The sequence below is a fragment of the Actinoplanes sp. NPDC051470 genome (assembly GCF_040682035.1).
In the GTDB taxonomy this organism is placed as follows: Bacteria; Actinomycetota; Actinomycetes; order Mycobacteriales; family Micromonosporaceae; genus Actinoplanes.
This window is the reverse complement of the sequence record NZ_JBFBAA010000019.1, coordinates 134,907-159,965: the sequence shown is the minus strand read 5'-3', so window position 1 is coordinate 159,965 and position 25,059 is coordinate 134,907. Positions and strand designations below refer to the sequence as shown.

The following is a 25,059-nucleotide window of genomic DNA, read 5'->3' as shown; positions in this document are numbered from 1 at the left end:
TCGACCCGGGCGCCAACCTCGATCTGTACCTCTACCGCGGCGGGCACGCCGCTGACCGGCGAGGTGTGGGCGTACACCGAGCTGCGGACCGGTGGTCAGATCGTCCCCGGTCTGCTGGTCAGCTCCCGGTAGGGGACGGACCCGCCCGGGAGGACGCGGCTTCCCGGGCGGATCCGCACCTCAGGACCCAGAAAGGCAGCCGACGTCGCGGAGCCAGCCGGAAATGGCCGCGTTGGTGTCGTCGGGCAGCTCCACCATGATCGTGTGGCCACCGTCCAGCTCGACCTCGCTGAGGTCGGTGCAGTCCTTGCGCATCGGATCGGCCAGGGCGCTGTACGACGTGTCGCAGACGGTGTCCCGGCGCGCGTGCACGAACAACGCCGGCAGCGAGATGACCGGCCGCGTGGCCTCCGCCGCGTAGATCCGGTTAGCCCGATCGTTGAGGTACAGCGAGACGTTCCCGCGGAAACCGGTGCATTCGTACCCGGCCACCAGGGTTTCGAAGTCGGCCTCGGCGAGCATGCTGGTGTCGCGCGGGACCGTCGGCGCCACGTGGGCCGGGCCGAACCAGCCGCCCCTGGCCCGTACCGTCGCCAGACTGGACGGCCGGCCCACGACATCGGTCGCCGTGCGCTGGTAGATGACGTTGAGCGACGCCCGGGTATCCGCCTCGAAGTCCTGCACGGCCCGCTCGAGGTTCTCGTGGTAGTTGACGTAGTAGTCCCATTGGCCGTACGGGTATTGGTCGGTGGGGTAAAGGTCCCGGTTCACCAGCGGTACCAGATTGTCCAGGGTCAGACCCTCGGGGAGGTACGGCGTGGTCAGGTTGGCGACGGCCCGGCACCGGACGGGGTGGTGCGAAGCGATCGCCCAGACGACGGCGCAACCCCAGTCGTGCCCGACCCAGACCGCGGGGCGGCCGCCGAGCGCGTCGTGCAGCTCCACCATGTCCTGGACCAGCTCGCGCAGGCCGTACGCGGCCGGATCGGCCGGCACCGCCGATCCGCCGAAGCCACGCAGGTCGGGAGCGACACAGTGCCAGCCGGCCGCGGCGAAGTATTCGACCTGCCGCCGCCAGACGATGGCGCTACCCGGCCAGCCGTGCAGGAAGAACATCAACGGGCCGTTGCTGGGGCCGGCCTCCAGGTAGGCGGTGCGATGCCGGCTGGTCCGCAGGACCCGCGAGCGGATTGTGGTGATGGTGGCCGGTCGAGGGACGGTCGCGAAGGGGGAGCCGAGTGGCACTGCTGCGGCGAGCGTCAGCACGTCGCGGCGGGAGAAGGACACGGGACCTCCGTCGGTGTTGATGACAACAACAAACCCCGGAGGAGATGCTCGCCACGGACGGGGGAGGGTGGAACCCCTTTGTCCACAAGGGCAGTCGATTGAGGCGGTCAGCAATCCGGTTGCTGCCGGGCTCCGGTCCGGTCCGGTCCGTCCAGGAGAGGAGCGGCGGAGGGACTGCCCGGCCAGGCGTCGCAGATCGCCGGACCGGACGATGTGAAGTCGAAGTTTCCTGAGTTCCGAAGGACAGAAAGCAGAGCCGGCAGGGTGACCGCCGCCGTCAGCGCGTACCCATCGGTTGAGGGGTGCCAAGGTGTGGGCGTGCACCCGCCGGCTCAGGTGGCGTGACACCCCGGCGGCCAACAGGGCGGCAGGGGTGTTGCGGGAGCGATCCGCGCGGATGGCTGTGGAACTTTGCGCGTTCGGACCGGCGGCCGGTCAGGCCGCTCCGGCGACGGGTCCGGCTCGGTGCGAAGGCGGCGCTGCCACCTGCGTGGGCGCCGTGCCCGGAGGTGTGTGTCAGTTCTTCTCGATCGCGGGTGCGTACCTGTCTGCCGGTGAACGGGCAATCGTTGCTGCCCGTTCGATCGAGCTCATCCGGGCCGCTGTCGTGTGCCGCGCTCACCGTGCGAATCTTCTTCAGCAGGTGCAACCGGCGTGGCAGGCCGACCGTGTCTCTCTAGGGGTGAGCTATGCCGGAGGATGACACCGGGGGCTTTGACGAGTTCTACCGCGACACGTGTCAACGCTTGCTGCGTTACGCATATGGGTTGACCGGTGACGCGGCGGAGGCTCAGGACCTCGCGCAGGAGGCGTACGCCCGGGCGTGGCCGCGCTGGCGTCGGCTGTCGGCCTACGACGACCCGGAGGGCTGGTTACGGCTCGTGGTGAACCGGCTGTCCGCGGACCGGTGGCGACGGCTCCGCCAGTTCCGGCTCTGGTCGGCGGCGTCGATGCCCGCGCCGCCCGTTCCGCCTCCCTCGGAGAACGTTGTCGTACTGGTCGAGGCCATGCGGGCGTTGCCGGACAACCACCGCCGTGCCCTGGTGCTGCACTACCTGTTGGATCTGTCGGTGTCCGACATCGCCCAGGAGATCGGCGTCCCACCCGGCACGATCAAGGCATGGCTTTCCCGGGGACGGGTGGCGTTGGCCGCGCAACTCGGTCCCGAGCCAGAGCAATCCGTCATCGCTGGAGGACGCCGTGAAGGATGACGTGGACAGCACCTTTACTGCGCTCCGTGAGCACATCGACGGGGTCCTGGAAATGCCCGCGGCGGCGACCATCCGGCGCCGCGGGGAACGCTGGGCCCGGCGCCGCGCCACCACGGCCGCCGCGCTGTGCGTCGTGCTGGCCGGCGTCGGTGTCGCCGTCGGCCACGACCGGCTGGACCGTCGGGGACCGAAGGTGCCGAGCGCACCCCGGCCGCAGGTGAGCGAACTGTCTCTGGTCGGGTCCGCCATCGACCTCCCGGACGTGGCGGGGCCGGTCCATGTGGTCTCGACCGAATCGCTGGCCGTCGCGGCCTGGACCGGCAGCGGCGGCACCACCCACATCATCGGCGTCGATCCGAGGACCGGCCAAGAGGCCTGGCCGATGCGAACCTTGACAGGGCGGGGTTCGCTCGGTGCGGCCGACGTGGTCGACGGCGCCGTGCTCCTGACCATGGGCCGGCAACCGGGCCGGTTGGTCGAGCTCGACCCCGCCGACGGGTACAGCTCATGGCAGATCTTGTCCGAGCAGGAGGACTACCGAATTCACCTGCGTGATCGGCTGATCGTGATGTCGGCGAGCACGGGCGTCACCCGAGCTGTCGACTGGCCGACCGGTCACGTGCTCTGGGAGGTGCCGGCCGGCTCGGACCCTCCGGTTCGGATGAGAGCTGTCCCGTCGGGCCCGGATCCTCAGCTCTCCGGCTGGCCGACCCCGGACACGTCCTCCGGCGAGCGGTTCCTGCAGCTGACCGAGAGTGGCAAGGTCCTGGTCCGGGACAGCCGGACCGGTGCGGTGCAGCGCACGGTCAGCAACCTCGGGACGGCGGAGGGTCTGGTCGTGGCCAGGGACCATCTCTACACCCCGGAGCAGGGCAGTGACTCCTACCGCATCCGGCAGGCGAATCTCACCGGCCCGGACGCTTCCAGCGTGGTCTACACCGCGCCTCCGGGCCGATCCTTCCTGGGCGCGGCACCGTGCGGTGACAACCGGCTCTGCGTGATCGACGAAGCTCCGGAGGCGCCGCCGCACACCGAGCTCACCGCGATCGACGTGGCCACCTCCCGGGAACTGTGGCGGGTACCCGCACCGCCCGGAGCGGAGTCGCCCGGCTCACGCGGAGACCGCGTGCTGGTCAACGGCGACGACGGCGCCGGCGGCGTCACCTCGGCACTCTACGACTCCACCGGCCGCCAGTTGCTCGATGAGCCGGACCGCCGCTCGATGTTGCTCTGGAACAGCAACGACACCGTGGTCTCGCTGCCCGGCCTGCACGGTCCGCCGCAGCCGGGCAAGGCGAAGGGGCACGTGACCGTCATCTCGGCCGCCGACGGGAAGGCCGTCATCGAGGGTATGGCCGGCGACGCGCCCTTGACCTGCGCCGTCACCGCGAAACGGCTCATCTGTGAGGACGGTCATCGGTTGGAGGTCCGCAGCCTCGAGCCGTGAGAGGTCGCCACGGCCGCACCGGCCACCCGCCCCCACAAAACCCTGGCGCTGCTGTAACCGACCTGGTGGTTCGCGAGTGTCCAGTGCTGATGTTCCTCGAGGCCTGGCGGCTCCGGGAGACCATCCACCCGGACGGTGACAGCGTGCTGCCGTGCCGCCGCCTCGCCGGCGATCCCGAACGCCGGCGCGTGCGGGTCGCCCCGGCGCGGCGGGCCGCCGGAACTGACGGCCTGGCTGTCCAAGGCCGGGACGACTTGAAAGGGATCATCGATCGTTGTGCTCGCACTCATCCTCGCGGCCCTGCGTGTCCGTGCCGCGCAGGCGATCACCCTCATGGCGCTCACCGCGCTGGCCGCCACGACCGCCGCGGCTCTGCCGTGGGCGGTGACCGGGAGTGCGGGCCGGACGGCGGCCGCACACGTCGCCGAGGTTCCGCCGGCCGGCAAGGCGCTGTCGGTGTCCGGGCCGCGGGGAGCCGGGTCCGACCCGGAAGCCGCGGTACGCGAGTTCGCCGCCCTGGTCGGCGAGCGGTTACCGATCAGCGGCGCGACGCCGGTCCGGGGGCTGGTCGAGAACATGTCGGTGGTGGTCGGCAACGATGTCCGCAACGCGCCTGTGGCTTATCGGGACCGGTTCTGCGAGAACGTACGGGTGACCGGCGCGTGTCCCGCGGCGGCCGGCGAGGTCGCGATCAGCGCGGCCAACGCCCGCGCCATCGGCGTGGCCCCGGGTGCCCGCCTGACCCTCGCCCGGACCGGCGGCGACGAGACGCTCGAGGTACGGGTGGCCGGCACCTACCAGCTGAGCGACCCACGGGACGCCTACTGGAGCAACGCGTACTACCGCGCGACCACCGACCTCGACCCGATCTTCGGGACCTCGGCGCTCTTCGCCGGCTCCGGTCCGCGGCCGGCGACGCTCACCTACGACGTGACGGTGCCCGATGCGGTCCTGCGCGGCGACGGCGGCGCTGACCTGCGCCCGGTCCTGGCGGCGGCCGCCGGTCGGCTCGGGGGCGCCGAGGTCACCGTGGGACAACCGCTTGGCGCGCTGCTCACCGACGTGGCCCGGGACCGCGCGGCCGTCCGCTCCGGCATCGCCTTCGCCCTGGCCCAGGTGCTGCTGCTGGCGCTGTTCACGATCGCTCTGGCCGCGTACGCCACCAGCCGCTCGCGGCGGGCCGACGCGGCCCTGCACAAACTGCGCGGCAGCGGCACCCTCGCCACTCTGCGGCTCACCTTCGGTCAGCACCTGGTGCCGATGGCCGCCGGCGCCCTGGCCGGCCTGCCCGTCGGGTTGCTGCTGGCCCGGCTGGCCGCCGGCCCGGTCAGCGCGGCGGACACCGGCCCGGTGGTCCGCCTGGCCGCCCTCGCGGTCGCCGCCGTGCTGCTGGCCGCGCTACTGGCGGTCGCCGCGGTCGAGGCGGTTCTGCTGCGCTCACCGGTGTCCACACTGCTGCGCCACGTTCCCCTCCGGCGCCGCGCCTGGCCGGCCACCGTGCTCGACACCGCCTTGCTGGCCGCCGCCGTGGCCGCGATCTACCAGACCCGCTCCGGCGCGCCGCGGGCCGGCATCGCGGTGGCCGCACCGACGATGACCGCCGTGGCGGTAGCCCTGCTGCTGGCCCGGGCGCTCACCCCGCTGGCCGAGTGGTCCGGTGGCGCCGCGGTGCGCTCCGGCCGGTTGCGCTGGGGCCTGAGCGCACTTCAGCTGACCCGGCGGCCGGGCTACCAGCGGCTGTTCGCCTTTCTGGTGGTGGCCGTGGCGATGGGGGTGACCGGCGCGGGCGCGTGGGTGGCGGGCCGTGAGGAACGGCTCGCGCGGGCGCGGGTCGAGCTGGGCGCCGACCAAGTTCTGACGGTACGGGTGGCCAACCGCACGGCACTGCTCAGCGCCGTCCGTCGGGCCGACCCGGCCGGCCGCTGGGCGATGGCCGCGGTCGTCGACCCCACGGCGCACCCACCGGTGCTCGCCGTGGACACCGCCCGGCTGGCCGCGGTCAGCCGGTGGCGTCCCGAGTACGGGCCGGTCGCCCGGCTGCCCGCCGCCACGACCACGACCGGGGCGCCGGCGCCCCTGCCGCTGATCACCGGCACCCGGCTCACGCTACGTGCGGTCAACCGCGGCCGGGCGCCGCTCACCCTGACCGCGACCCTGCGCAACGAGACCACCGGGCGGCTGCGGACGGCGCGGTTCGGCCCGATCAGCGGCGCTACGACGATCACGGCTCACGTCGACGGCTGCACGCCGGACGCCGGCTGCCGGCTCGCGCGCTGGCAGCTCCTCGGTGCGCCGCACGGCGAGGTGACGGTGCGCGGGTTGGCGCAGGCCGACCCGCCGGCCGTGATCCTCGACCGCGACCGCCTCGCCGACATCGGACGCTGGCGTTCGACCAGCAACGGCGCGGCGGTGGACATCCGGGCCCGGGACGGGGGGCTGAGCCTGGCCATGGATGCCAATCCGAGGGGCTTCGCGACCCCGGGCCGTGACGTGATGGCCGTGGACGGGCCGACGCCGCTGCCCGTGGTGCTCGCCGGGGCACCGCCGCGGCAGTGGCGGCTCGACGACGCCGCGGTGTTCCTGCCGGACGGCGAACGCGTGCCGGTCACCGTGGCCGGCACCCCCGCGCTGCTGCCCGTACTGGGCCGGCAGGGCATGCTGATCGATCTGGACGCCGCCCGCCGGGCCGGGATCGACGACGAGTCAGGGGTCGCGTACCAGGTGTGGCTCGGCCCGGACGCGCCGCCCACCGCCGCGGCCACCCTGACCGCCGCCGGCCTGAGCGTGACCGCGGAGCGGACGGTGGCGCGGCGGACGAGCCTGCTCGCCGCCCAGCCCCCCGCGGTCGTCTCGCGGGTCAGCCTGCTCGCCGCGGGGCTGGCCCTGCTCATCGCCGCCACCGTCATGGCCATCACCTTCGCCGCCGACCGGCAACCCACCCGCGACCAGCTCGAGGCCCTGCGTACGCAGGGACTGTCCCGGCCGGGCGCGACCGCGGTGGCCTGGGCCGGGCCGGTCGCGTTGCTGGCCGCCGGGCTCCTCGGCGGGCTGCTCGCGGCGGCCCTCGCGGCGCCGGTGACCGGGCTGGCCACGCCCGGGTTCCCCGACGGCTGGGCGCTGCTGGCCGCCCCGGCGCCGATCGGGCCCACCGCCGCCACGGTCACCCTGCTCGCCGCGCTGGCCCTGTTCGGCCTGGCCGGCTGGGTGTCGATCCGTCCGCTGGCGCGAGGCCTGCGGTGATCTCCCTCGTCCTGGCGATGCTGTGGAGCCGCCGAGGGCAGGCGCTCGGCCTCGGCCTGCTGTCGTTGTTCGCGGTGGCCTCCGCGGTGATCGCGCCGGGCTATGTGGCGGCGACGGATCAGGCGGTGGCGGCCGGCCAGATGGCCAACGCCACCGCGGACGAGCGCACCCTGGCCGTCCGCACGGTCAGCGACCCGCGTCGGGTCGATCAGGGCCTGCCCGACCCGCAGACCACTGTCCGTGAGCTCGGTTCCCTGCTCGGGTCGCTCGACGGTTTTCGGTTCGTGTACGCCGCCGAGATTCCCGCCGTCGGCGTCGAGCCGGACAACGCCGACCGGACACGCCTGGTCTACCGCCAGGATCTGTGCGACCACGTCGTGACGACGGCCGGCCGGTGCCTGATCGACGAGGGGGAGGCGCTGCTGGGCGAGGAGGCCGCCCGGCGGCTGGGAATCACGGCGGGCGACCGGATCGAGCTGAGCTTCGCGGCGTTCGACTCCGACCCGCGGCATCCCGGGTACGTCTCGAACGGCACGCCCAAATCCCTGACCGTGGCCGGGGTCTATCGCGTCGCCGACCGGGCCGACCCGTACTGGGGCGACCGCGGTTACTTCGCCTTCGACACCGGCAATCGCCCTGGCGAGCCGGTGTTCACCAACCGCGTCACCTTCGAGTCGACGGATCGGGGGGCCACGGACATCACGGTGGACGCCACCGCCACGGCGTCGGCGCTGTCAGTTGGGCATCTCGGGGCGCTGCGGTCCGATCTGGCCGAATTCCAGCAGCTCGTCCAGGACCTGCAGGTCCCGGTGACCGTCGAGAGCGGAATCCCGGACCTGCTGTCCCGGATCGACGCCGGCCGGCGCGAGGCCCGGACGATCGTTCCCCCGATCCTCGTCCCGCTCGTGCTGCTCGCCTGCGTCAGCATCTTCGTCGCCGCCCGCCACGGCGCGCAGGACCGCAGCCCCGAGCTGGCGGCGGTGTCGCTTCGCGGCGTCCGGTGGTGGCAGCGGCTGTGGCTGGCCGCCGGAGAGAGCACGCTGGCCGTCCTGGCCGGTGCGATCGCCGGGTGTCTGGCCGGTCGGCTGCTGGTCGGACTGGCGGCGGCCGCGGTGCTGCCCGGGTCACGGGCCGACGCCGGCCTCACGACGCTGCGGTGGGCGCCGGTCGCCGTGGTCGCGGCGCTGGCCGCCGTCCTGCTGGCCCAGCGCCGCCTGCTCCTGGCGCCGGTGACGCTGCTGCTGCGACGGGTCCCGTCCGGCGGCCGGGGCGCCCGCGGGCTGTTCGCCGACGTGCTGGTCCTGGGGTTGACCGTCCCGGTGCTGGTGCAGTTCGCCGGCAGTGGTGGGGAGTTCACCGGTCTCGGCGCGTTGACCGTGGCCGCGGCGGTGGCCGTCGGCGCCGTGATCGCCGCGCGGACGATGATTGCCGTCGTGGGCGGCTACGCCCGCCGCGCGCTGCGCCGCGGCCGGGTCGACCTGGCGCTGGCCGGCCTGCAGATCGCCCGCCGTCCTGGTGCGGTGCCGCTGTTCGCTCTGGTGGTCGCGGCGGTGTCGGTCGCCGGATACGGGACAGTCGTGGTGGACGTGGCCGCGCGGGGCCGCGACGCGCGCAGCGAGGCCCTCGCCGGCGCCGACCGGGTGCTCGACGTGCAGCCGGTCAGCCGGGCCGGGCTGCTGACCGCCGTCCGGGCGATCGATCCGGACGGCGCCTGGGCCATGGCCGTCGCCAGACTGCCCGGCGGCGTGCTGGCCGCTGACACCACCCGCCTGGCCACCGTTCCGTTCTGGCCCGCCGGTGGGCCGGACGCCGCCGCGACCGCCCGGGCGCTGCGGCCGTCCGCGCCGTCGTCGCTGGTCCTGCGCGGCTCGGCGGTCGCGATCGACCTCTCGGCCGCGGGTTTCAGCGCGGACCGGCCGGTACGCCTGACCGCGGTGTTCGCCGCCGTCGACGGCCGGGACGCCGCGGAGGTCGAGTTCGGCATGCTGGCGGCCGGCCGCAATCGCTTCCGGGCGACGGTGGAAGCCTGCCGGTCAACCTGCCGGCTGGTGGGGCTGCGGCTGACCACTTTGCAGGGTACGACGGGGATCGCCGGTGCCATGGTCATCACCCGCATCGCCGGCGGCCTTGCCGAGGTGCCCTCCGATCAGCTGGCGGACCCGGCACGGTGGCGGATGAGCGCGTACGGCCGGCTCTCCGCCGGCCGCCCAGGCCTGCGGATCGAGGTGTCCGCACCGGCGGGGCTGCCGGACGGTGCCTGGCTGCGGTGGAACGACGGGCCGTCGCCACCACCGGCCGCCTACGCCGGCGATCCGGCCCCACCGCCGAGCCCGGGCACGGGCGGCGATCGGCCGGTCGAGGTCCGCCGCGTGCTACGGCTGCCGGCCGTGCCCGCCGCCGGTGGTCAGGCCCTTCTGGCCGACCTCGAGTTCGCCGACCGGGCGTCGACCGATGTCGGCCCGGCGTTCGGTCCGCAGGTGTGGTTGTCCGCGCGAGCCCCCGCCGACGTGGTGGCACGGCTCGCGGCGCAGGGTGTGGCGGTCACCGGCGACGTGCGTGTCGCCGAGGTGCACCGTCGCCTCGACCGGCAGGGCACGGCACTCGCTCTGTGGATCTATCTGCTGGCCGCGGCCCTGGCCGTCGCGCTCGCCACCGGCTCGCTGGTTCAGGCCGCGCTGTCCGACCGGGCCGGTCGCGCCGGTGACCTCACGGCACTGCGTACCCAGGGTGTCGGCCGGGCGGTGACGGCGCGGGCCACGGCGTGGACCTATCCGGCGCTGGCGGTCGCGGCCGGTGTGACCGGCATGGCGGTCGCGCTTCTGCTCTGGTGGGCGACCGGCTGGGCGCTGCTGGGTGCCTCGACGGACGAGCTGGGCGGGCCGCAGCCGTACTGGCCGCGGCCATGGGTCTTCGCCGGCGCCGGCGTCACCGTGCTCACGGTCCTGACCGGCGCCGCGGTGTCGATCGGCCGGCCCCGCACACGGTTCCCCGCACGGTGACGACCTCAGCACGAAAGACCTAGGTACCGACGGTACCGACCTTGCGAAGCAAGCCGAGCCGCGCCACCACATCTTCCGGGCCGGTGAGGACCCCCTGCAGGTCCGATCCCCGTCCGGCCAGGCTGTCGATCAGGTCGGTCGTGTTCGCCAGCAGGGTGGCCGGCTGTCCGGGCCCGGCAGTGATGGTGATGTCGTCCCCCACATGCGAGATTCGATAGCTCTCCGACGGGCTGCCCGCGAGGGCGAAAGAGGTTTCGAGGTAGCGGCCGGCCCACGCGTGCGGCGCCGCCGCGGACAACAGCGCGTAGAAGATCGCCGCCTGTAGATCGAGTTCGGTGTGGTCGACCGGTCGGCCGAGAGCCACCGCGATGTCCGACTCGTGCAGCCAGGCATCCCAGAAGATGTGCAGCGAGAAGACCGACCAGTGCACCTTGCGGCGCAGGGGACTCCACCACAGGCGGACAGGCGGGTCGTCGATTCGCCGGTCGATCGACTCCGCCTCCTCGCCGGCGAGTCGCCGCAGGTCGTCCAGCGTCTGGGTGGTGGGCGTCCCCTCGGAATGCCGTAGCCACTGTGCCGGCGACGACCGCGGATCGAACGGGTCATCTCCGAACGGCGAGGGGCGGCCGGCCAGCCGCGCGGTGTGGATCAGCGCGAAGTCACGTATATGCCGGGCAACGTCGTGCACGGACCAGCCGGCACATCGCGACGAGCTCTCCCATTCCGCCACGGGTAGCTGCTCGAGCATTTTGATGGTGCGTGCTCGTATGAGATTCATGGCGGGCCGTAGAGCCTCTGGGCCGCAATCGAACCCTGCCCGTTCGGACACCGACTGAACAAGCGCCCCCACCGCTATGCTCCGTTCCCTCCGGCTGACCGAGCTGGTCAGATCCCACGAATTCCGCGATGTGGCGGAGTCATCGAGAACCTTAGGTAGGGAAGGCACGCCCGGCGCTGGCGATGTCCGAACGGACCGACGTTCATGCTCGATAGCGCGAGCCTCGGCGGGCTGTCGCGTGCGCTACCGGGGTGGACGCGGAAGACCGGCCAGGACCGTCTCGGCAATGCGCCGCAAGGCGTTCTCGTCGATCCCGGCCTTGCCGAGGGCTTCGATGCCGCGGTGAACGGCCAGCAGTAGGAGCCCGGATCAGGGACACGTACGGTCCGGGCCGACTTGTGTGCCCGTTCGGTCAGTGGTGTTGTGGCGTCTCGCCGCGCCGAAGATTCTGCCTCGGGCGCAAGCCGTCACTTCGCAGAATCTAGGACACCGATGACCGAACCCCGCAATGCACCGACCGCTGATCTGTCGGGCCGCTTCGCGCTGGTGACCGGGGCCGCGGACGGACTCGGCCTCGCGACGGCCGCCGAACTGGGCCGGGCCGGAGCAAACGTCCTGGTGCACGGCCGGACCCGGCCCAAGGCTGAGCAAGCGATGCGGCTTCTCAGCGGCAGGCCCGGCCTGGAGGCGGCCAGGTTCGTCGCCGTACACGCGGAGCTGAGTTCTGTCGACGAACTGCGATCGCTCTCGTCGCAGGTGGGCGAACTCGCGCCGGACGGACTCGACGTCCTGGTCAACAACGCCGGCGCCCAGTTCAGTGAGCGGCGCCTGACATCGGACGGGATCGAGATGACGACCGCCGTCGTTCATCTGGCCACCGCGGCGTTGTGTCGTCTCCTGCTCGATCAGCTGAGCGAGGCTGCCCGCCGTGCGCGAGTGCCCGCTCAGGTGGTCAACGTGACCTCGATCAACGAGCGAATCGGCAAGCCTGTCAACGATTGGAGTTATGCCGCCGGCTACGGCCAGGTTCGGGCGTACTCCAACGCCAAGCTGATGGCCTTGGCCTACACGTACGCCATGGCCCGGCAGATCGACGAGACGCAGGTGACCTTCAATGCCGCCGATCCGGGCGCTGTCTTCACCGATTTCGGGCGCAAGGCCGGTGGCTCGGCCGGCCGGATGGATCGTGCGCTGCGTCCGGTCGCACCTCTGCTGATCGCCGGCCCGGAGAAGGCGGCCCGGAGGAGCGTCCTGCGCGCTCTGGCCCCGGATGCCGCCGGTCGCAGCGGCGGCTTCTACGCACGAGGTGCCCTGCGTGCGTCATCGAAACGGTCCAACGACCCTGCGGTGATCGCCGAGGTCCAGGCCGTCACCGAAGAGCGGCTGGCAACTCTCGGATTCTGATCGCATCCGAAACGGCTGGTGGCGCTAGCGCCACTACCAGAACGGATGTTGGTGTTATCGATCGAGCAGGTCGTTTCCCATAGCGTTGCTCCTACCCGAAAGGAGCAACTGTGGCTTACCGAACGTCAACGGGACGCTGCCCGCAGGTGACCTCAACTGCCCCAAGCCGTAAGTGATTCAGCGAGAAAGCAGGAGATTTCGATGCGAGGTACGAAGTGGTTCATCTCGGCGGCCGTCGCGGCTCTCGCCGTCGGCAGTGGCACGGTTGCGCAGGCGGCGCTGGTTCCGTCCGGCACGGCCGCCCGGCATGGCACGGCGCTCGTCGATGATCTCAAGGGTGATCTGGACCGGTATCTGAACGAGCGTGGTGTGACCGAGCATGTGTCGGCGGTGTCGCTGCGGACGACCTACCGCGACCGCCGCGGGACCGTCGATGTCGCTGCCGGTACGACCCGGTACGGAGGCCGGCAGCCGGTGTCCGGTGCGGCGCTGTGGCAGATCGGCAGTAATACCAAGGCGTTCACCTCGGTGCTGGTGCTGCAGCTGGAGACGGAGGGCAAGGTGTCCGTCCACGATCGGCTGGGCAAGTGGCTTCCGCAGTACAAGCCGTGGCGTGACGTCACGATCGAGCGGCTGCTCAACATGACCAGCGGGATCTCCGACTATGCCAACACGGAAGCCTTCGGTACCAGGATCTCCGCCGATCCGGCGACCACGTTCACCGCCGAGCAGCTGGTCTCGTTCGTCTCCCGACAGCCGGTGGGCGGGCACGGGTTCAGCTACTCGAACACGAACTATCTGCTCGCGCAGATGGTCATCGAGCGGGTGACCCACGACAGTTATGCTCACCAGCTCACCAAGCGAATCATCACGCCGCTCGGCCTGCGTGATACGTGCTACGCGCCGTACACGTGCCGGGCGAACACCGTCGCGCGGATGCCGGCCGGCTACCTGAAGCAGGCGGGACTGCCCGCACTTCTGGACAAGCCGGTTCCGCCGCTCGCCCTGACCTGGGCGCAGGGCGCCGGCGGGCTGATCAGTTCACTCGCGGACATGGCGACCTGGGACCGGGCGCTGTACGAGGGCCGGCTGCTGCCGGCCAGGCAGCAGCGCGAGCTGCGGAGCCTCGTCTCGGTCAGCACCTCCGCACCGATCAAGGAGACCACCGCCACCGACCCGGTCGGATTCGGGCTGGGCGTGGCGCAGCACCACACCGAAGCCACCGGTGCGGTGTGGACGTACGTCGGCGGCACGCTCGGCTTCCGGACCCTGCACATGTACTTTCCGGGCAGCGGCCTGATCATCGCGATCGGTGTGAACAGTTCGACGGACTCGGATGCCGACAAGTTGCCCGACCTGGCTCAGACGGTCTACCAGACCCTTCGCGAGCACGGCGCCGACCGGTAGCCCTCCGAGAATGTGGCGCGGCCGAAGGTGAATGACATGAAACGATGGTTCCGCGGGTCGCGCGACGTCCTGGTCATGGTGTCCGCAGGCCTCGCCGCGCTTGCCCTGATCCTCGCCGCGCTGGCATCGGCGCTGCTGTGTCTGGTCGGCATCGGTCTGCCGTTGCTGGACCTGACCTTCAAGGCACTCCGGCGCCGGGCGAACCGGCGGCGCAGGCGCCTCGACGATGCACCGGCACCGTACCCGGTGTTGCCCGACAGCATCGTCGGCCGCCTGCGTGCCCAGGTGTGCGACGTGGCCATCTGGCGTGATCTGACGTGGGCTCTGGCGAGTTTCGTCCTCCTGCTTCCGGGTGGCCTGATCATCGTCTATCTCTGGATGTCGGCGATTGCCGGCCTGGCGGCTCCACTGCTGCTGGTGTTCCGGCCGGACGGTGCGACGCTGAGTCTGAATGGGCAGCTGGTGACCGGGCCGGCCACCGCCGGCATGGTCGTCCTGCAGGCGCTCTCCGCAGGCGTGCTGGCTTTCCTTCTGCAGATCCTGCTGTTGTCCGCCGAACGTCTTCTCGCCGGATACCTGCTGCGCCCGACCCGGCGCGCGGTGCTCGCCGGCCGGCTCGCCGAGCTCAACGAGAACCGGGCTGACGCGCTCGACAGCTGGGAGGCGAAGCTGCGTCGCATCGAACGTGACCTGCACGACGGCGCGCAGGCGCAGCTGACCGCGCTGACCATGAACCTCGGCATGGCCGAGCAGCTGGCCGGGGAGGACGAGCCGGTCCGCCGCCTGGTCGCGGATGCCCGCGCCAGCGCAAGCACGGCGTTGGAAGGGCTGCGGGACATCGTTCGCGGCATCCATCCTCCCGTGCTGGCCGAACGGGGGTTGTCCGGCGGGCTGGAAGAGCTTGCGCTTGCCGCCGCCGTGCCGGTCCAGCTGAGCACCGACGTCCCGCGGTCACTCCCGGCGCCTCTGGAGTCCGCGCTGTACTTCACCGCGGCCGAACTGATCACCAACGCCACCCGCCACAGCGGCTGCGATCAGATCGATGTCACCGTCGCCACGAGGGACGGGATGATCCGGATGACTGTCCGTGACAACGGCGCGGGGGATATGGTGCCGCGAGCCGGCGGTGGCATCGAAGGCCTGCGCCGGCGCCTCTCCGCGCTCGACGGACGGTTGCGGGTGGATTCACCGACCGGAGGTCCGACCGTGATCACTGCCGAGGTGCCATGCGTGTCGTGATCGCCGAAGATTCGGCCCTGCTGCGGGACGGCCTGGTCCGGCTGCTGAGCGCGTACGACTTCACCGTCGTCGCCGCGGTCGAGAGCGGCCCGGAACTCAGCGTGGCACTGCATGAACACGTTCCGGACGTTGCAGTCGTGGACGTACGTCTCCCACCGACGCACACCGATGAAGGTCTGCGTGCGGTCACCGAGGCGCGCCGGGCCATCCCGGGGCTACCGGTGATGGTGCTGTCGCAATACGTGGCCCAACTGTTCGCCCGGGAGCTGCTGTCCGACGGTGCCGGCGCGGTCGGTTACCTGCTCAAGGACCGGGTCGGTGACGTGGTGGACTTCGTCGACTCGGTCCGGCAGGTGGCCGCGGGCGGCACGGTGATGGATCCGCAGGTGATCGCCAAGCTGCTGGCCCGTCCCAGCCATGCGCGGCCGCTGACGACCTTGACGCCCCGCGAGCGCGAGGTGCTGTCGCTGATGGCTCAAGGCCGGTCGAACATCTCCATCGCGGACCGCATGGTGGTCACCGAACGCGCCATCAACAAGCACATCAACTCGATCTTCGCCAAGCTCGGCCTCACCCATTCGGAGACGGAGCATCGGCGTGTCCAGGCGGTGCTGACGTACCTCGGCGGTGACGACGTCTGACTCGCCACAGCCGAGTCAGACCGTGCGCCGGCAGCGAACGGGTGTGCGTCGTGAGGCAATGACCGGCCACCCGTGGCGCGGCATGCTGCTCTTGCCTCGTGTGATGCCACGGCACGTCATGCCCGCGGCCACGGGGAGAGTCGCTCGCCATCGAAGGGACCATCGTTGAGCTTCAGCACATTCGTCCTGGGCGCGGATCTGCGTACCACGATCCTCACGTCCGCCGCGGACACCGACGGGCGCCATGACTTCACCGACAACGTCAACGCCGCGGGTTCTCGAACTGCCTTGCATGTCCATACGCGGTACGACGAGCGGTTCTGGATAGTCGAGGGGTCGCTCACCGTGTGGGCCGGTCCGGAAACGGTGACTCTCCGTCCGGGGGACTACTTCGCGATTCCGATGCATGTGCCTCACGCGTTGCAAGCGGGCCCCGAGGGGGTGCGTGCGCTTCAGATCTCGTCACCGGCTGGCTTCGCCGAGCTCATTGCCCGGGCCGGCACCCCTGCCGAACTCGCGACTCCCGACACACCCGTGGACGTCGAGCTTTTCACCAGGATCGCCGTGGAGATGGGCGACGTCATCCTGGGACCGCCTGGGGCGGTGCCCGCCGACCTCACCGACGGCGTGGCCGGGTAACACCACCGTACGGCTCCCGGTGCACCACGGCGCCGGCGCGATATGCACCGGGAGGAAGTCCGTACGCGGCCTTGAACGCTCGGTTGAAATGCGCGGGGTTCGCCATCCCCCAGGTGGCGGCGATGGCGTTGACCGACCGATGGTTCTGAGCCGGGTCGAGAAGTGCTGCCCGGCACCGATCCAACCGGCGTTGCCGGATCCAGGACGACAGAGTCGACTCCTGCGACTCGAACAGCTTGTGCAGGAATCGTACGGAGATGTGGTGGGCGTCGGCGATGAGCGCGGGGCTGAGCCCGGGATCACCCAGACGCACGTCGATGTAGGCGTGGATGTGGTGCATGAGGGCGCGACGCCGGGCGTCGGGTGTGATGCTGCCCGCGCGGCCGAGATGGGTGGACAACGTCACACTGAGCAGGTCGATCACCGCGGCGGCAACGCGTACTTCCTCATCAGGATCGTAGTCCTCGAGGTGCTGCGGCAGTTGGCGGCTGAGTGACGACAGGAGCGCACCGCTGGCCCGGTCGCCGGCCAGGCGGACCGCGGTCATTGTCGCGATGTCCGTGGCCGGCAGCGCGAGCATCGTGCGAGGGAACAAAAGCCTGACGTGGGTGCATGCCGAACTGTTGTAGGCGACCGGCAGCGCCGGGTCGGTGAACGCGAGATCGCCGGCGCCCAGCTGCGCGCGGCGTCCGTTCTGCTCGACGGTCACGGTCCCGCGGCTGATCACGTCGACTTGATACAACCGCTGGTTCTGCTCGCCGATCAGGGCCGGGGTGCGGACGCACTCACCAGGTGGTGTGAGCAATTCGGACACTCGGAGAGGACCGATGTCACCCACGAGCATCTTCGCGTCGAAACCATCGGTGCCGGCACGGCTCTGTAGAGGTAGCAGCAACCGGCCGACGGCCTCACTCCACGCATCGATCCGGTGCGGAGAAGGACGTCCCGAGGTTCGGAAGTGCACCACCATGGGACGCGACGATACGCGGGAGGCATATCAGGGTGCGACGTCGTAGTCGGTGCTCAGGGTGAGATCGCGGTACTGCTCGACGTCGGCGCTCGCCTGGAAGTATGACGGCACGGCCTGGGCCACATTCCTGCCGTTGACCAACCGGGAACCGCTCAGCCGCCCGGAGTCGCTGGCCATCGCCGAGGCACTGAAGCCGCAGCCCGTTCAGCCGGCCAGGGCGCACTACACCTTGGGTGGCTGCCGGACGGCATGCGGGTCACCGCGGCCCGCCGAAGCCGCACAACGCGCCGGCCAAGGGTCAGAACCTCAAGTGCACCGACGTGAACGGCTACTGCACAATGGTCCTCGGCGGCGGGTACGCGGCGCTGATCGTGGTGGTGGCGTTCGGGCTGGTCGGCGGGGCTGGGTTCTATCTCGTCCGTACGCAGGCGGAAACCCGCTCGGGGATCCTGGACGGTTTCGACCAGCGGGGTCGGCTCGCCGCCGGGCTGATCGGCGACAATCTCCGCGCGAGCGACCAGAGAACCAGAGAATACGCCAACACCGCCTTCGCCGGGCCGGTCTCTGGTCTTGGCGCCGCGCTGGCGAACAGCGTGAACGCCTCGACGCCGTGGCTGGTGGTGTTGGACAGCTCCGGGCGGGGCCTGGGCGCCGCCACGCTGGCCAGCTCGGCGCGGTTTGCCAAAGCCCGGCAGCATGACCCGCTCACCGGGCTGGCCAACCGCTCGCTGCTGCACGAGCGGGCCGAGAACGCCATCGCGCACAGGCGCCCGTTCGCCGTCCTCTTCCTCGACCTCGACGGCTTCAAGCCGGTGAACGACACCTTCGGCCATCGGGCCGGCGATGAACTGCTCCGCCAGGTCGCCCAAAGATTGATCGCCGCGACCCGTCCGGAAGACTACGTCAGCCGGTTCGGCGGTGATGAGTTCGTGGTGCTCTGCCGAGGACTCAACGACGGCGAACACGACGCGCTCACCGTCGCCGAGCGCGTTCAGTTGCACCTCAGCGAGCAGTACACGATTGACGGCGACACGGTTCGCATCGGGGTCTCCATCGGCATTGCCACGCCGACGAGTTTCGAGGACGACGCTGAACTGGTCATCCATCGTGCCGATCTGGCCCTCTATCATGCCAAGAACAGCGGGAAGAACCGCATCACGACGTTCGTCCCGAGATGGCCGATGATCACGCCTGATCCGCTGACGGCGGCTTCGGCCGCCCAGTCCCGGCGCGTCCACACGTCGAAGCGGTGGTTCCGGAGCTGACCGAGACGGCGTTCAGCGTCGTCGGATCGTACCCGGCGCCTTGTACGTAAGGTGTAGCCTCCCCGGCCCGCGGCGGAGGTGCCGGCGCAGGCGGCGACGGTGCTGTTCACCGGGCAGTCGGCAAGATGCCGACCGCTGATGACCGCCGGAATGGCCGCACCGGCCGAGGCGGGCAGGCCGGCCAGCGGCGCGCCGTCGACCGAGATGAGCCGGCCGTCCTTGGCGATGTGGTCCTTGACGCCGTTGCCGTAAGGACGAGCCGGCCGCGCTGCCATTTCGGTCCGGAAGCGGCCGCCCGGGTCGACAGGTTCTCCCTTTGGGACAAACCGAGCCTCCGGCCCTGCGGCTGCTCCTACACTGATCCATCCGCGAGGTATATGACTACCGATCAACTACTTCCCAGGGAGAGATCGCCATGGTTCTGCTCAGGCTCCGGGCGGTGTTGGTCATGGCCGCGGTGGTGGTGCTGGCCGGGGCCACGCCGGCGAGAGCCATCAGCGGCGGTGAGGCCGTGGCGCCCGGTGAGTTCTCCTGGATGGTCCGGCTGCTGCCGGTGGACTGTGGCGGGACCCTGATCGAACCCCGCCTGGTGCTCACCGCCAAGCACTGCCTCGACGACCGCCCCGGAGACGGCTTCACGGTGGTTGCCGGCGTGGTCGACCTGGCCGACCCGGCCCGCGACACGGTGGCTTCGGTGGCCACGTACACGCCACCTGGCGAATGGTTCGACAACGACTGGGGCCTGCTGAAGCTCGCCGCGCCGATGTCGTTGCCCACGCTGCCGCTGGCGACCGCTCGCATCGATCCGGAGACGGTCACCGTCACCGGGTGGGGTGCGGCGTCCTGGGAAGGTGAGCAGCAGCGTCACCTGCAGAAGGTGGAGTTGCCGTTCCTGCCCGACGCGCAGTGCGGGGAGAACCCGGACCACTACGACCAGTACCTGTGTACGCGAACGGTGAACCGGCGTAGTTTCTGCCACGGTGACCCCGGTGGACCGGGCCTTCGCCGGCTCGCCCACGGCCGACGGGAACAGGTAGGCATCGTCAGCTTCGGCTCGGACTGCGAATGGGAGAACAACGAGGATGCGAAGCCGGTCTTCACCGACGTCGCCTACTTCGCACCAGACATCAGGCGCGCGTCCCGCCGCCTCGTGTCCGGTGGCTGATCCGAGGAGTTGCGAACGACGTGAAGCGATGGGCTCCTGGGATCCGCGACGTGCTGACCACGGTGTCCGCCGGCCTCATCGCGCTTGCCCTGATCGTGGCCGTGGCGGCTTCGGCGCTGCTGTGCCTGGCCGGAGTCGGGCTGCCGTTGCTCGACCTCGCGCTTCGTGCGATGCGGCGGGTATCGAACCGCTGGCGGGCCCGCCTCGACGTTCCTGCTTCGTACCCGGCGCTTCCCGGCGGGCTCACCGCACGCCTACGGGTCCTCGCCGGGGATCCCGCGACTTGGCGCGACGTGATGTGGCACCTGGCGAATGGAGTCTTTCTGCTGCCGGTGGCCATCGTCAGCGTCGTTCTCTGGGTGTGGACGGCCGCCGGTCTGATGGCACCCCTGCTGCTCGCTGTCGGGCCCGACGGTGAGACGCTGAATCTGAACGGGTCACTGATCACGGGGCCGGCCCAGGCTTGGCTTCTCGTCATGCGGGCAGTGGGAGTGGGCGTACTGACGTTCTTCCTCCAGGGTCTGCTGTTGTCCGTCGAGCGCCGGCTCGCGAGGGTCCTGCTACGACCGACCCGGGGAGCCGTGCTCGTCGGCCGGATCGCCAAGCTCAACGAGGACCGGGCCGACGCGCTCGACACCGGTGAGGCGAAGCTTCGCCGCTTGGAACGTGATCTGCACGATGGGGCGCAGGCACAGCTGACCGCGCTGAGCCTGAAACTGGGCATGGCCGAGCAGCTCGCCGGGGACGACGAGCCCGTGCGGCGCATGGTTGCGGACGCTCGTGCCAGCGCGAGCACCGCGCTGGAGGGACTGCGGGACATCGTTCGCGGTATCCATCCTCCGGTCCTGGCGGAGCGGGGTCTTTCCGGTGGCCTGGAGGAATTGGTGCTTGCCGCCGCCGTGCCGGTGCGGCTGAGCGCCGATGTGCCACGGGCGCTTCCCGCGCCGATGGAGTCCGCCCTGTATTTCACCGCGGCTGAATTGATCACCAACGCCGTTCGCCACAGCGGCTGCGATCGTATCGACCTCGAGGTCCTCACCAGAGGCGGCCAGATTCGGATGACTGTCCGCGACAACGGCGCGGGCGGTGCGGTTCCACGTCCGGGAGGAGGATTGGAAGGGCTCCGCAGGCGCTTGGTCGTCCTCGACGGAAAGCTGGCCGTGGAGTCGCCGTCCGGGGGGCCGACGGTGATCACGGCCACGGTGCCGTTCGGCTCGTGATCAAAGGCTGACCTGGTGGTCAGATGACACCGGCCCGGATCGCGGTAGCCACCGCGTGGACCCGGTTGCGTAGCGACAAGCGACTCATGACGCACCAGAGGATGTACTTGAGGGTCCGCTCCGAGACGTTCATCTCCTTCACGATCTCGTTGCTTTCGAGCCCGGCGGCCAGATGACGGAGGACGGTGGCCTCGCGTTCGGAGAGGACCGGCCCCGCTCCGTCTCCGCCGTTGATCCTTTCGAGGCGGCGGATCTGGTCGGTCAAGTCGTTCCGGGGCACCGCCATCCCCAGACGGTCGATCGCGGCCGCGTTCTGAACAGCGGACAGGAGGTTAGCCTGGGTCGCCTCGACCATGTGCAGGACGGTAACGACGCCCGCCTTGAACATGGCCGCGGGATCCGCCTCGCGGCCGTCCGTGACGATGACCGCGACCGACCCGTGTGCCCGCGCGGCCTCTTGCAGGGGCCTCAGCGTCGGCAACACGAGCCGGCTCAGGTCGGCCACGACGACATCGCTGTGTACGTTCGGGGAGAACCGCCGGACGGACAGCTCCGGCAACCGTTTCAGCATCGCGGTGATGCCCATCTCTCGCAGCGGTTCGGACGCGAGCACCGACACCGCGATCGATTTGCTCATAGTTCACCTACCTCCATCTTCGCCGGGGACGGTCGGCCATCAGAGCTCCATCCGCGCAACGTACGACGAACGCTACGGAGGACGGGCGTGCCGATCGATGACACAGGCATGCACGAATGCCGGTGGTGCCAGCGCCACCATCGGTACGAACCAGAGCAGGGATTTGCGCCTGCACCACCGTCGCCGACCACCGCAGGGACGCGGTTTTCGCCCCTACCGATCAGACGCGGGTGCGGCCAGCGTGCGTGCGTGGTCGCGGGTGAGGTCGTTCGTCGGGAAGAAGCACTCGATGCGGAGTTCCTGCAGCGTGATGTCTTGCGCGGTGCCGAGCGTGGTCACGGTCGAGAAGTAGTCGAACCGGCGCCCGTCGCGGGCGTACTGAATGGGTATGACCGGCAATGTGGGCGTGCTGGCGTCCAGCGATCGGAGTGAGGCGGGCACACCCGGGTATGCCAGCACCTCCCGGAGGATGGTTTGCGCGCGTTCGTCGGTGACCCCGCCGATGGCTTCGCGGCGGACCCGGCGTACCAGGGCCTCGCAGACCTCCGGCCAGTTCGTCACGTAGCGCCGGACACCGTCCGGGTGGAACATCCGGCGAAGCACGTTCGGCGGACCTGGTGCCGCCGCGTCGTGCCCGGCCTGCAGAAACTCGAAGAATCGGGTGGCCGCGCCGTTGACCTGCCGGATGTTCCAGTCCCGGTCGATGACCAGCGCGGGATAGGGCTCCTGCTGGGCGAGGATGACGTCGAGGGCGCCGCGAACCGCGGCCAGTTCCGGAGCGTCGAGCGCCGACTCCGGGTAGACCGGCGCGAAGCCCGCAGCGAGCAGGAGGCTGTTGCGTTCCCGCAACGGCACATCGAGCACCTCGGCCAGTTTGAGCACCATCGTGCGGGACGGGCTCGACCGGCCGGTCTCGATGAACGACAGGTGCCGTAACGAGACCACGGAGCCGGCCGCCAAGGCCAGCTGACTCAGGCCCCGGGCGTTGCGCCAGTGCCTGATCAGCGTGCCGACCTCGGACATCACGCCACTATCCCTCATTCCCGGCTCCGCCGGCCCTCAGCGCTCAACGTTCCAGCTGTGTTCGAGCAGCCGGTCCTCGAGCGGGAGATCCGCGACCGTCGCCGCGTAGTTGGTCATCGCTGAGATCGCCACCCCGGTGACCACCTCGAGGATCTGGTTGCGGTCGAATCCGGCGGCGAGGAACGCCGCGGTGTCGGCCTCGTCGAGGTGTCCCCGCGTGGTGATCAGGGCCTGGGTTAGCGCCGACAACGCGGCGAGCCGCGCGTCGGTGGGAAGCCGGCGCTGCCGGATCGCGTCGACCTCGGCCGGCGGCACACCGTCGGCCAGCGCCTCCAGCGTGTGGAACGCGACCGCCCACGCGGAGTTGTTGGCGACCGCGTTCGACAGCAGCAGCACCTGCCGCTCGGCCGGGGAGAACGTGCCCGCGCCGCGGAAGTGGCCGAAGGCGGAGAAAAACGAGTTCAGCAACGGCGACGAGTTCGCCATCGCGCCCGCCACACCCGGAATGAAGCCGAAAGCTTCCTGAAGGAGCGCGAACGGCTGCTTGGCGTAGTCCGGTGCGGTGTCGATCGTGTGGATCTCGTAGTTGGTCATGCCGGCAACTCTGCGCCCGCAGCCGTCGCCCAACAATTCCCTCCGAGGTAATACCTGGCCTGACCGGCCTTCCGCGACGCGGGGTAGAGCTAGCGGTACCCGCGGGTGGGTAGTAGGCGGGATAGATCTTGACCGCCGCCGAAAATAGCGTTTTCGGCGTGGTCGAGATGGGGGTTGTCGGCAAGCCCATCAAGGAGTTGCTGACCTTCCAGATCTACGGTCGCCTGCTGGTGCAGATGCATGACGAGTTCGACCTCAACGGCGACGGTCAGCTGACCGCCGTCGAGGCTGCCGATGGCCTGGTGGGTCAGCCGAAGGAGGTCGCCGACCAGCTCCGCTCCGTGCTGCTCGACGGCAGGAAGGTGCTGGCCCGTACCGACAAGAACCACGACGGCCGGATCGCGATCGTCGCCGACACCGCCGTCGCCGCGGCCGGCAACAAGGACCACAAGCTCGTCATCTACCCCGGCATGGCCCATACCATGAACGTCACCCGGAAGTTCTCCCCGGAGTTCGGCGAACCCGACAAGCAGGTCATCACCGAGATTCAGGAGTGGCTCGATTCACACCGCTGAGAAACCGCGAAGCGGCCGTCACGGGCGTGGTGCGCCGGGACGACGGCCGGCCGCCGGTGCCGTCGTGGCGCCGGTGGACACCGCTTTCGCCGGCCGGCTCGGGCCGATCGTCGACCCCTCGACCGATCCCCGGCTCGCCGAGCCGACCGACCGGGAACCGCTGATCTATTGGGCATTCTTTGAGTGCACGTCTGGATAAGATCAGGCTGACAAGCATCTCAACTTGTCGATGCGCCACCGGGTGCTCGCAGACGTCGAGCCATCGTCGCAGGTTCGCGCCGTTCGTGCCGCGACCACCCGATGTTCCCCGGTTGAACGAGGGCTCCGCTGCACGTCATGCGGCCAGACATCACCCCGAAGGGCTACCAGCGACATACGACAATCAGCCGCCGAGTCCTACTAGGACTCGTCCGTGCAAGGTCCTCAAGTGCCTTGCCCGATGTCCAGGGAGGGCGTTTGCGGGCGTGGGCGCATTTGATGAGGATCATGCCTCGCGTCCGGGGCCGTCCCGGGTCTGCTGGAAGGAAGTCTGTCGTGAGCTATCCCTCTGATCCCGTCCCTGCGGAGAACGCCGCGCCCGTAGTCAGAGAGAAGGTCGACCGCCTCGAACTGGTAGTCGCCGTTCTTCTCGGACTCGCCGCTACGCTGACCGCGTGGGCCGCGTTCCAGGGCAGTCTTGCGGGCGGGGACTCGCAGAAGGAGTTCACGAAGGCCACGCTCAGTTCCAGCGAGGCCGGTCAGTGGTACGACCAGGGTACTCAGCAGAACAACGCGGATCAGCAGCAGTTCATCCAGTACGTCATCGCGGCTCAGGATGACGACAGTGGTGTGCCCGTGTACCTGCGCGAAACCGTTATGGACGACAACCTGGTCAAGGCGATCGAGTGGTGGGAGAAGCAGCCCGATGACGGGGCGGACACTCCGTTCGACGATGTCGAGGGCAACCCTTACACGATCGAGCAGTGGGATAAGGGCGAGGAGATGGAGAAGCAGGCCGCGAGCGAGAACGAGCGCGGCGAGTTCCTGGACGAGTACGGCGACAAGTTCGACGGTGTCACGGTGCTGCTCGCCACCGCCCTCTTCCTGTTCGGTATCGCGGCGGTGTTCCGCGGTCGGAAGGTCCGCATCGGCACACTGGGCGTCGGGGCTTTCCTGCTGTTCGCCTCGGCGGTCCGCCTGGTGGATCTCGGCGTCTACCAGTGGACCGCCTGACCTGCGGCGTACCAGACGGGCGCCGGAGCTGCATGGTGCCCGTTACCGCTATTACCCAAGCCAGACCTGCCGCCTGACATCGCCGTCGCCGGTTGTGGATCGGTAC

At 70.2% G+C, this 25,059-nt stretch carries 22 protein-coding genes; 15 read left to right on the top strand and 7 right to left on the bottom strand.

Annotation, left to right across the window (positions count from 1 at the left end; all coding sequences use genetic code 11):
* Positions 1–180: 180 nt before the first annotated feature.
* Entirely contained in the window at positions 181–1,287 is a 1,107-nt protein-coding gene (locus AB0M54_RS30040; protein WP_364474982.1) for an alpha/beta hydrolase, read from the bottom strand.
* Between the two features lie 689 nt (positions 1,288–1,976).
* Between AB0M54_RS30040 and AB0M54_RS30035 the strand changes: the two genes are divergently transcribed.
* The 4 genes from AB0M54_RS30035 (at position 1,977) to AB0M54_RS30020 (ending at position 10,184) form a co-directional block, all read left to right on the top strand.
* Positions 1,977–2,498: a SigE family RNA polymerase sigma factor gene (locus AB0M54_RS30035; protein WP_364323992.1), complete on the top strand. Its 522-nt coding sequence runs from the start codon at positions 1,977–1,979 to the stop codon at positions 2,496–2,498.
* Complete coding sequence (locus AB0M54_RS30030; RefSeq protein WP_364474980.1) at positions 2,488–3,945, top strand: PQQ-binding-like beta-propeller repeat protein; 1,458 nt, start codon at positions 2,488–2,490, stop codon at positions 3,943–3,945. The genes AB0M54_RS30035 and AB0M54_RS30030 overlap by 11 nt, the downstream gene beginning before the upstream one ends.
* Positions 3,946–4,221: 276 nt before the next feature.
* Positions 4,222–7,185, top strand: a complete 2,964-nt coding sequence (locus AB0M54_RS30025; protein WP_364474978.1) for an ABC transporter permease — start codon at positions 4,222–4,224, stop codon at positions 7,183–7,185.
* Complete coding sequence (locus AB0M54_RS30020) at positions 7,182–10,184, top strand: hypothetical protein (protein WP_364474976.1); 3,003 nt, start codon at positions 7,182–7,184, stop codon at positions 10,182–10,184. Before AB0M54_RS30025 ends, AB0M54_RS30020 begins: the two co-directional genes overlap by 4 nt.
* A gap of 19 nt (positions 10,185–10,203) precedes the next feature.
* Here the strand turns inward: AB0M54_RS30020 and AB0M54_RS30015 are convergent, their stop codons facing one another.
* A complete protein-coding gene (locus tag AB0M54_RS30015; RefSeq protein ID WP_364474974.1) occupies positions 10,204–11,034 on the bottom strand; it encodes a maleylpyruvate isomerase family mycothiol-dependent enzyme in 831 nt (276 codons plus the stop codon).
* A 132-nt stretch (positions 11,035–11,166) separates the two neighbouring features.
* Here AB0M54_RS30015 and AB0M54_RS30010 point away from each other — a divergent pair, with 132 nt between their 5' ends.
* The 6 genes from AB0M54_RS30010 (at position 11,167) to AB0M54_RS29985 (ending at position 16,292) form a co-directional block, all read left to right on the top strand.
* Positions 11,167–11,322, top strand: coding sequence for a hypothetical protein (locus tag AB0M54_RS30010; protein WP_364474973.1), 156 nt, complete (start codon positions 11,167–11,169; stop codon positions 11,320–11,322).
* 132 nt (positions 11,323–11,454) lie between these two features.
* The gene (locus AB0M54_RS30005) at positions 11,455–12,366 is read left to right on the top strand and encodes an SDR family NAD(P)-dependent oxidoreductase (protein ID WP_364474971.1); all 912 of its coding nucleotides are present in this window, start codon (positions 11,455–11,457) and stop codon (positions 12,364–12,366) included.
* Between the two features lie 201 nt (positions 12,367–12,567).
* On the top strand, positions 12,568–13,773 hold the full coding sequence (locus AB0M54_RS30000; RefSeq protein ID WP_364474969.1) for a serine hydrolase domain-containing protein: 1,206 nt from the start codon (positions 12,568–12,570) through the stop codon (positions 13,771–13,773).
* A 36-nt stretch (positions 13,774–13,809) separates the two neighbouring features.
* Positions 13,810–15,012 carry a sensor domain-containing protein gene (locus tag AB0M54_RS29995; RefSeq protein WP_364474967.1) on the top strand — a complete coding sequence of 401 codons (1,203 nt, stop codon included), beginning with the start codon at positions 13,810–13,812 and terminating at the stop codon, positions 15,010–15,012.
* Complete coding sequence (locus AB0M54_RS29990) at positions 15,000–15,653, top strand: response regulator transcription factor (RefSeq protein WP_364474966.1); 654 nt, start codon at positions 15,000–15,002, stop codon at positions 15,651–15,653. The genes AB0M54_RS29995 and AB0M54_RS29990 overlap by 13 nt, the downstream gene beginning before the upstream one ends.
* Before the next feature lie 165 nt (positions 15,654–15,818).
* Positions 15,819–16,292 carry a cupin domain-containing protein gene (locus AB0M54_RS29985; RefSeq protein WP_364474964.1) on the top strand — a complete coding sequence of 158 codons (474 nt, stop codon included), beginning with the start codon at positions 15,819–15,821 and terminating at the stop codon, positions 16,290–16,292.
* Here the strand turns inward: AB0M54_RS29985 and AB0M54_RS29980 are convergent.
* Together AB0M54_RS29980 and AB0M54_RS29975 are read right to left on the bottom strand one after the other, a co-directional pair.
* Positions 16,270–17,262 (bottom strand): helix-turn-helix domain-containing protein, encoded by a 993-nt coding sequence (locus AB0M54_RS29980; protein WP_364474962.1) that lies wholly within the window; start codon positions 17,260–17,262, stop codon positions 16,270–16,272. The genes AB0M54_RS29985 and AB0M54_RS29980 overlap by 23 nt on opposite strands.
* A 27-nt stretch (positions 17,263–17,289) precedes the next feature.
* Positions 17,290–17,439 carry a hypothetical protein gene (locus AB0M54_RS29975; protein ID WP_364324016.1) on the bottom strand — a complete coding sequence of 50 codons (150 nt, stop codon included), beginning with the start codon at positions 17,437–17,439 and terminating at the stop codon, positions 17,290–17,292.
* 194 nt (positions 17,440–17,633) lie between these two features.
* Here AB0M54_RS29975 and AB0M54_RS29970 point away from each other — a divergent pair, with 194 nt between their 5' ends.
* The 3 genes from AB0M54_RS29970 (at position 17,634) to AB0M54_RS29960 (ending at position 20,912) form a co-directional block, all read left to right on the top strand.
* Positions 17,634–18,527 carry a GGDEF domain-containing protein gene (locus tag AB0M54_RS29970; RefSeq protein ID WP_364474960.1) on the top strand — a complete coding sequence of 298 codons (894 nt, stop codon included), beginning with the start codon at positions 17,634–17,636 and terminating at the stop codon, positions 18,525–18,527.
* A 415-nt stretch (positions 18,528–18,942) separates the two neighbouring features.
* Positions 18,943–19,692: a serine protease gene (locus tag AB0M54_RS29965; RefSeq protein ID WP_364474958.1), complete on the top strand. Its 750-nt coding sequence runs from the start codon at positions 18,943–18,945 to the stop codon at positions 19,690–19,692.
* A gap of 50 nt (positions 19,693–19,742) precedes the next feature.
* A complete protein-coding gene (locus tag AB0M54_RS29960) occupies positions 19,743–20,912 on the top strand; it encodes a sensor domain-containing protein (RefSeq protein ID WP_364474956.1) in 1,170 nt (389 codons plus the stop codon).
* Positions 20,913–20,931: 19 nt separating this feature from the next.
* On the opposite strand, the gene AB0M54_RS29955 is transcribed toward AB0M54_RS29960, so the two are convergent.
* From AB0M54_RS29955 to AB0M54_RS29945, 3 genes are all read right to left on the bottom strand, one after another.
* A complete protein-coding gene (locus tag AB0M54_RS29955) occupies positions 20,932–21,531 on the bottom strand; it encodes a LuxR C-terminal-related transcriptional regulator (protein WP_364474954.1) in 600 nt (199 codons plus the stop codon).
* A gap of 231 nt (positions 21,532–21,762) precedes the next feature.
* A complete protein-coding gene (locus AB0M54_RS29950) occupies positions 21,763–22,572 on the bottom strand; it encodes a helix-turn-helix transcriptional regulator (protein WP_364324028.1) in 810 nt (269 codons plus the stop codon).
* A gap of 36 nt (positions 22,573–22,608) precedes the next feature.
* The gene (locus AB0M54_RS29945; RefSeq protein WP_364474952.1) at positions 22,609–23,166 is read right to left on the bottom strand and encodes a carboxymuconolactone decarboxylase family protein; all 558 of its coding nucleotides are present in this window, start codon (positions 23,164–23,166) and stop codon (positions 22,609–22,611) included.
* Between the two features lie 128 nt (positions 23,167–23,294).
* Between AB0M54_RS29945 and AB0M54_RS29940 the strand changes: the two genes are divergently transcribed.
* Together AB0M54_RS29940 and AB0M54_RS29935 are read left to right on the top strand one after the other, a co-directional pair.
* Entirely contained in the window at positions 23,295–23,741 is a 447-nt protein-coding gene (locus AB0M54_RS29940) for a hypothetical protein (RefSeq protein WP_364474950.1), read from the top strand.
* A gap of 534 nt (positions 23,742–24,275) precedes the next feature.
* Positions 24,276–24,953: a hypothetical protein gene (locus AB0M54_RS29935; RefSeq protein ID WP_364324034.1), complete on the top strand. Its 678-nt coding sequence runs from the start codon at positions 24,276–24,278 to the stop codon at positions 24,951–24,953.
* Positions 24,954–25,059: the final 106 nt, after the last annotated feature.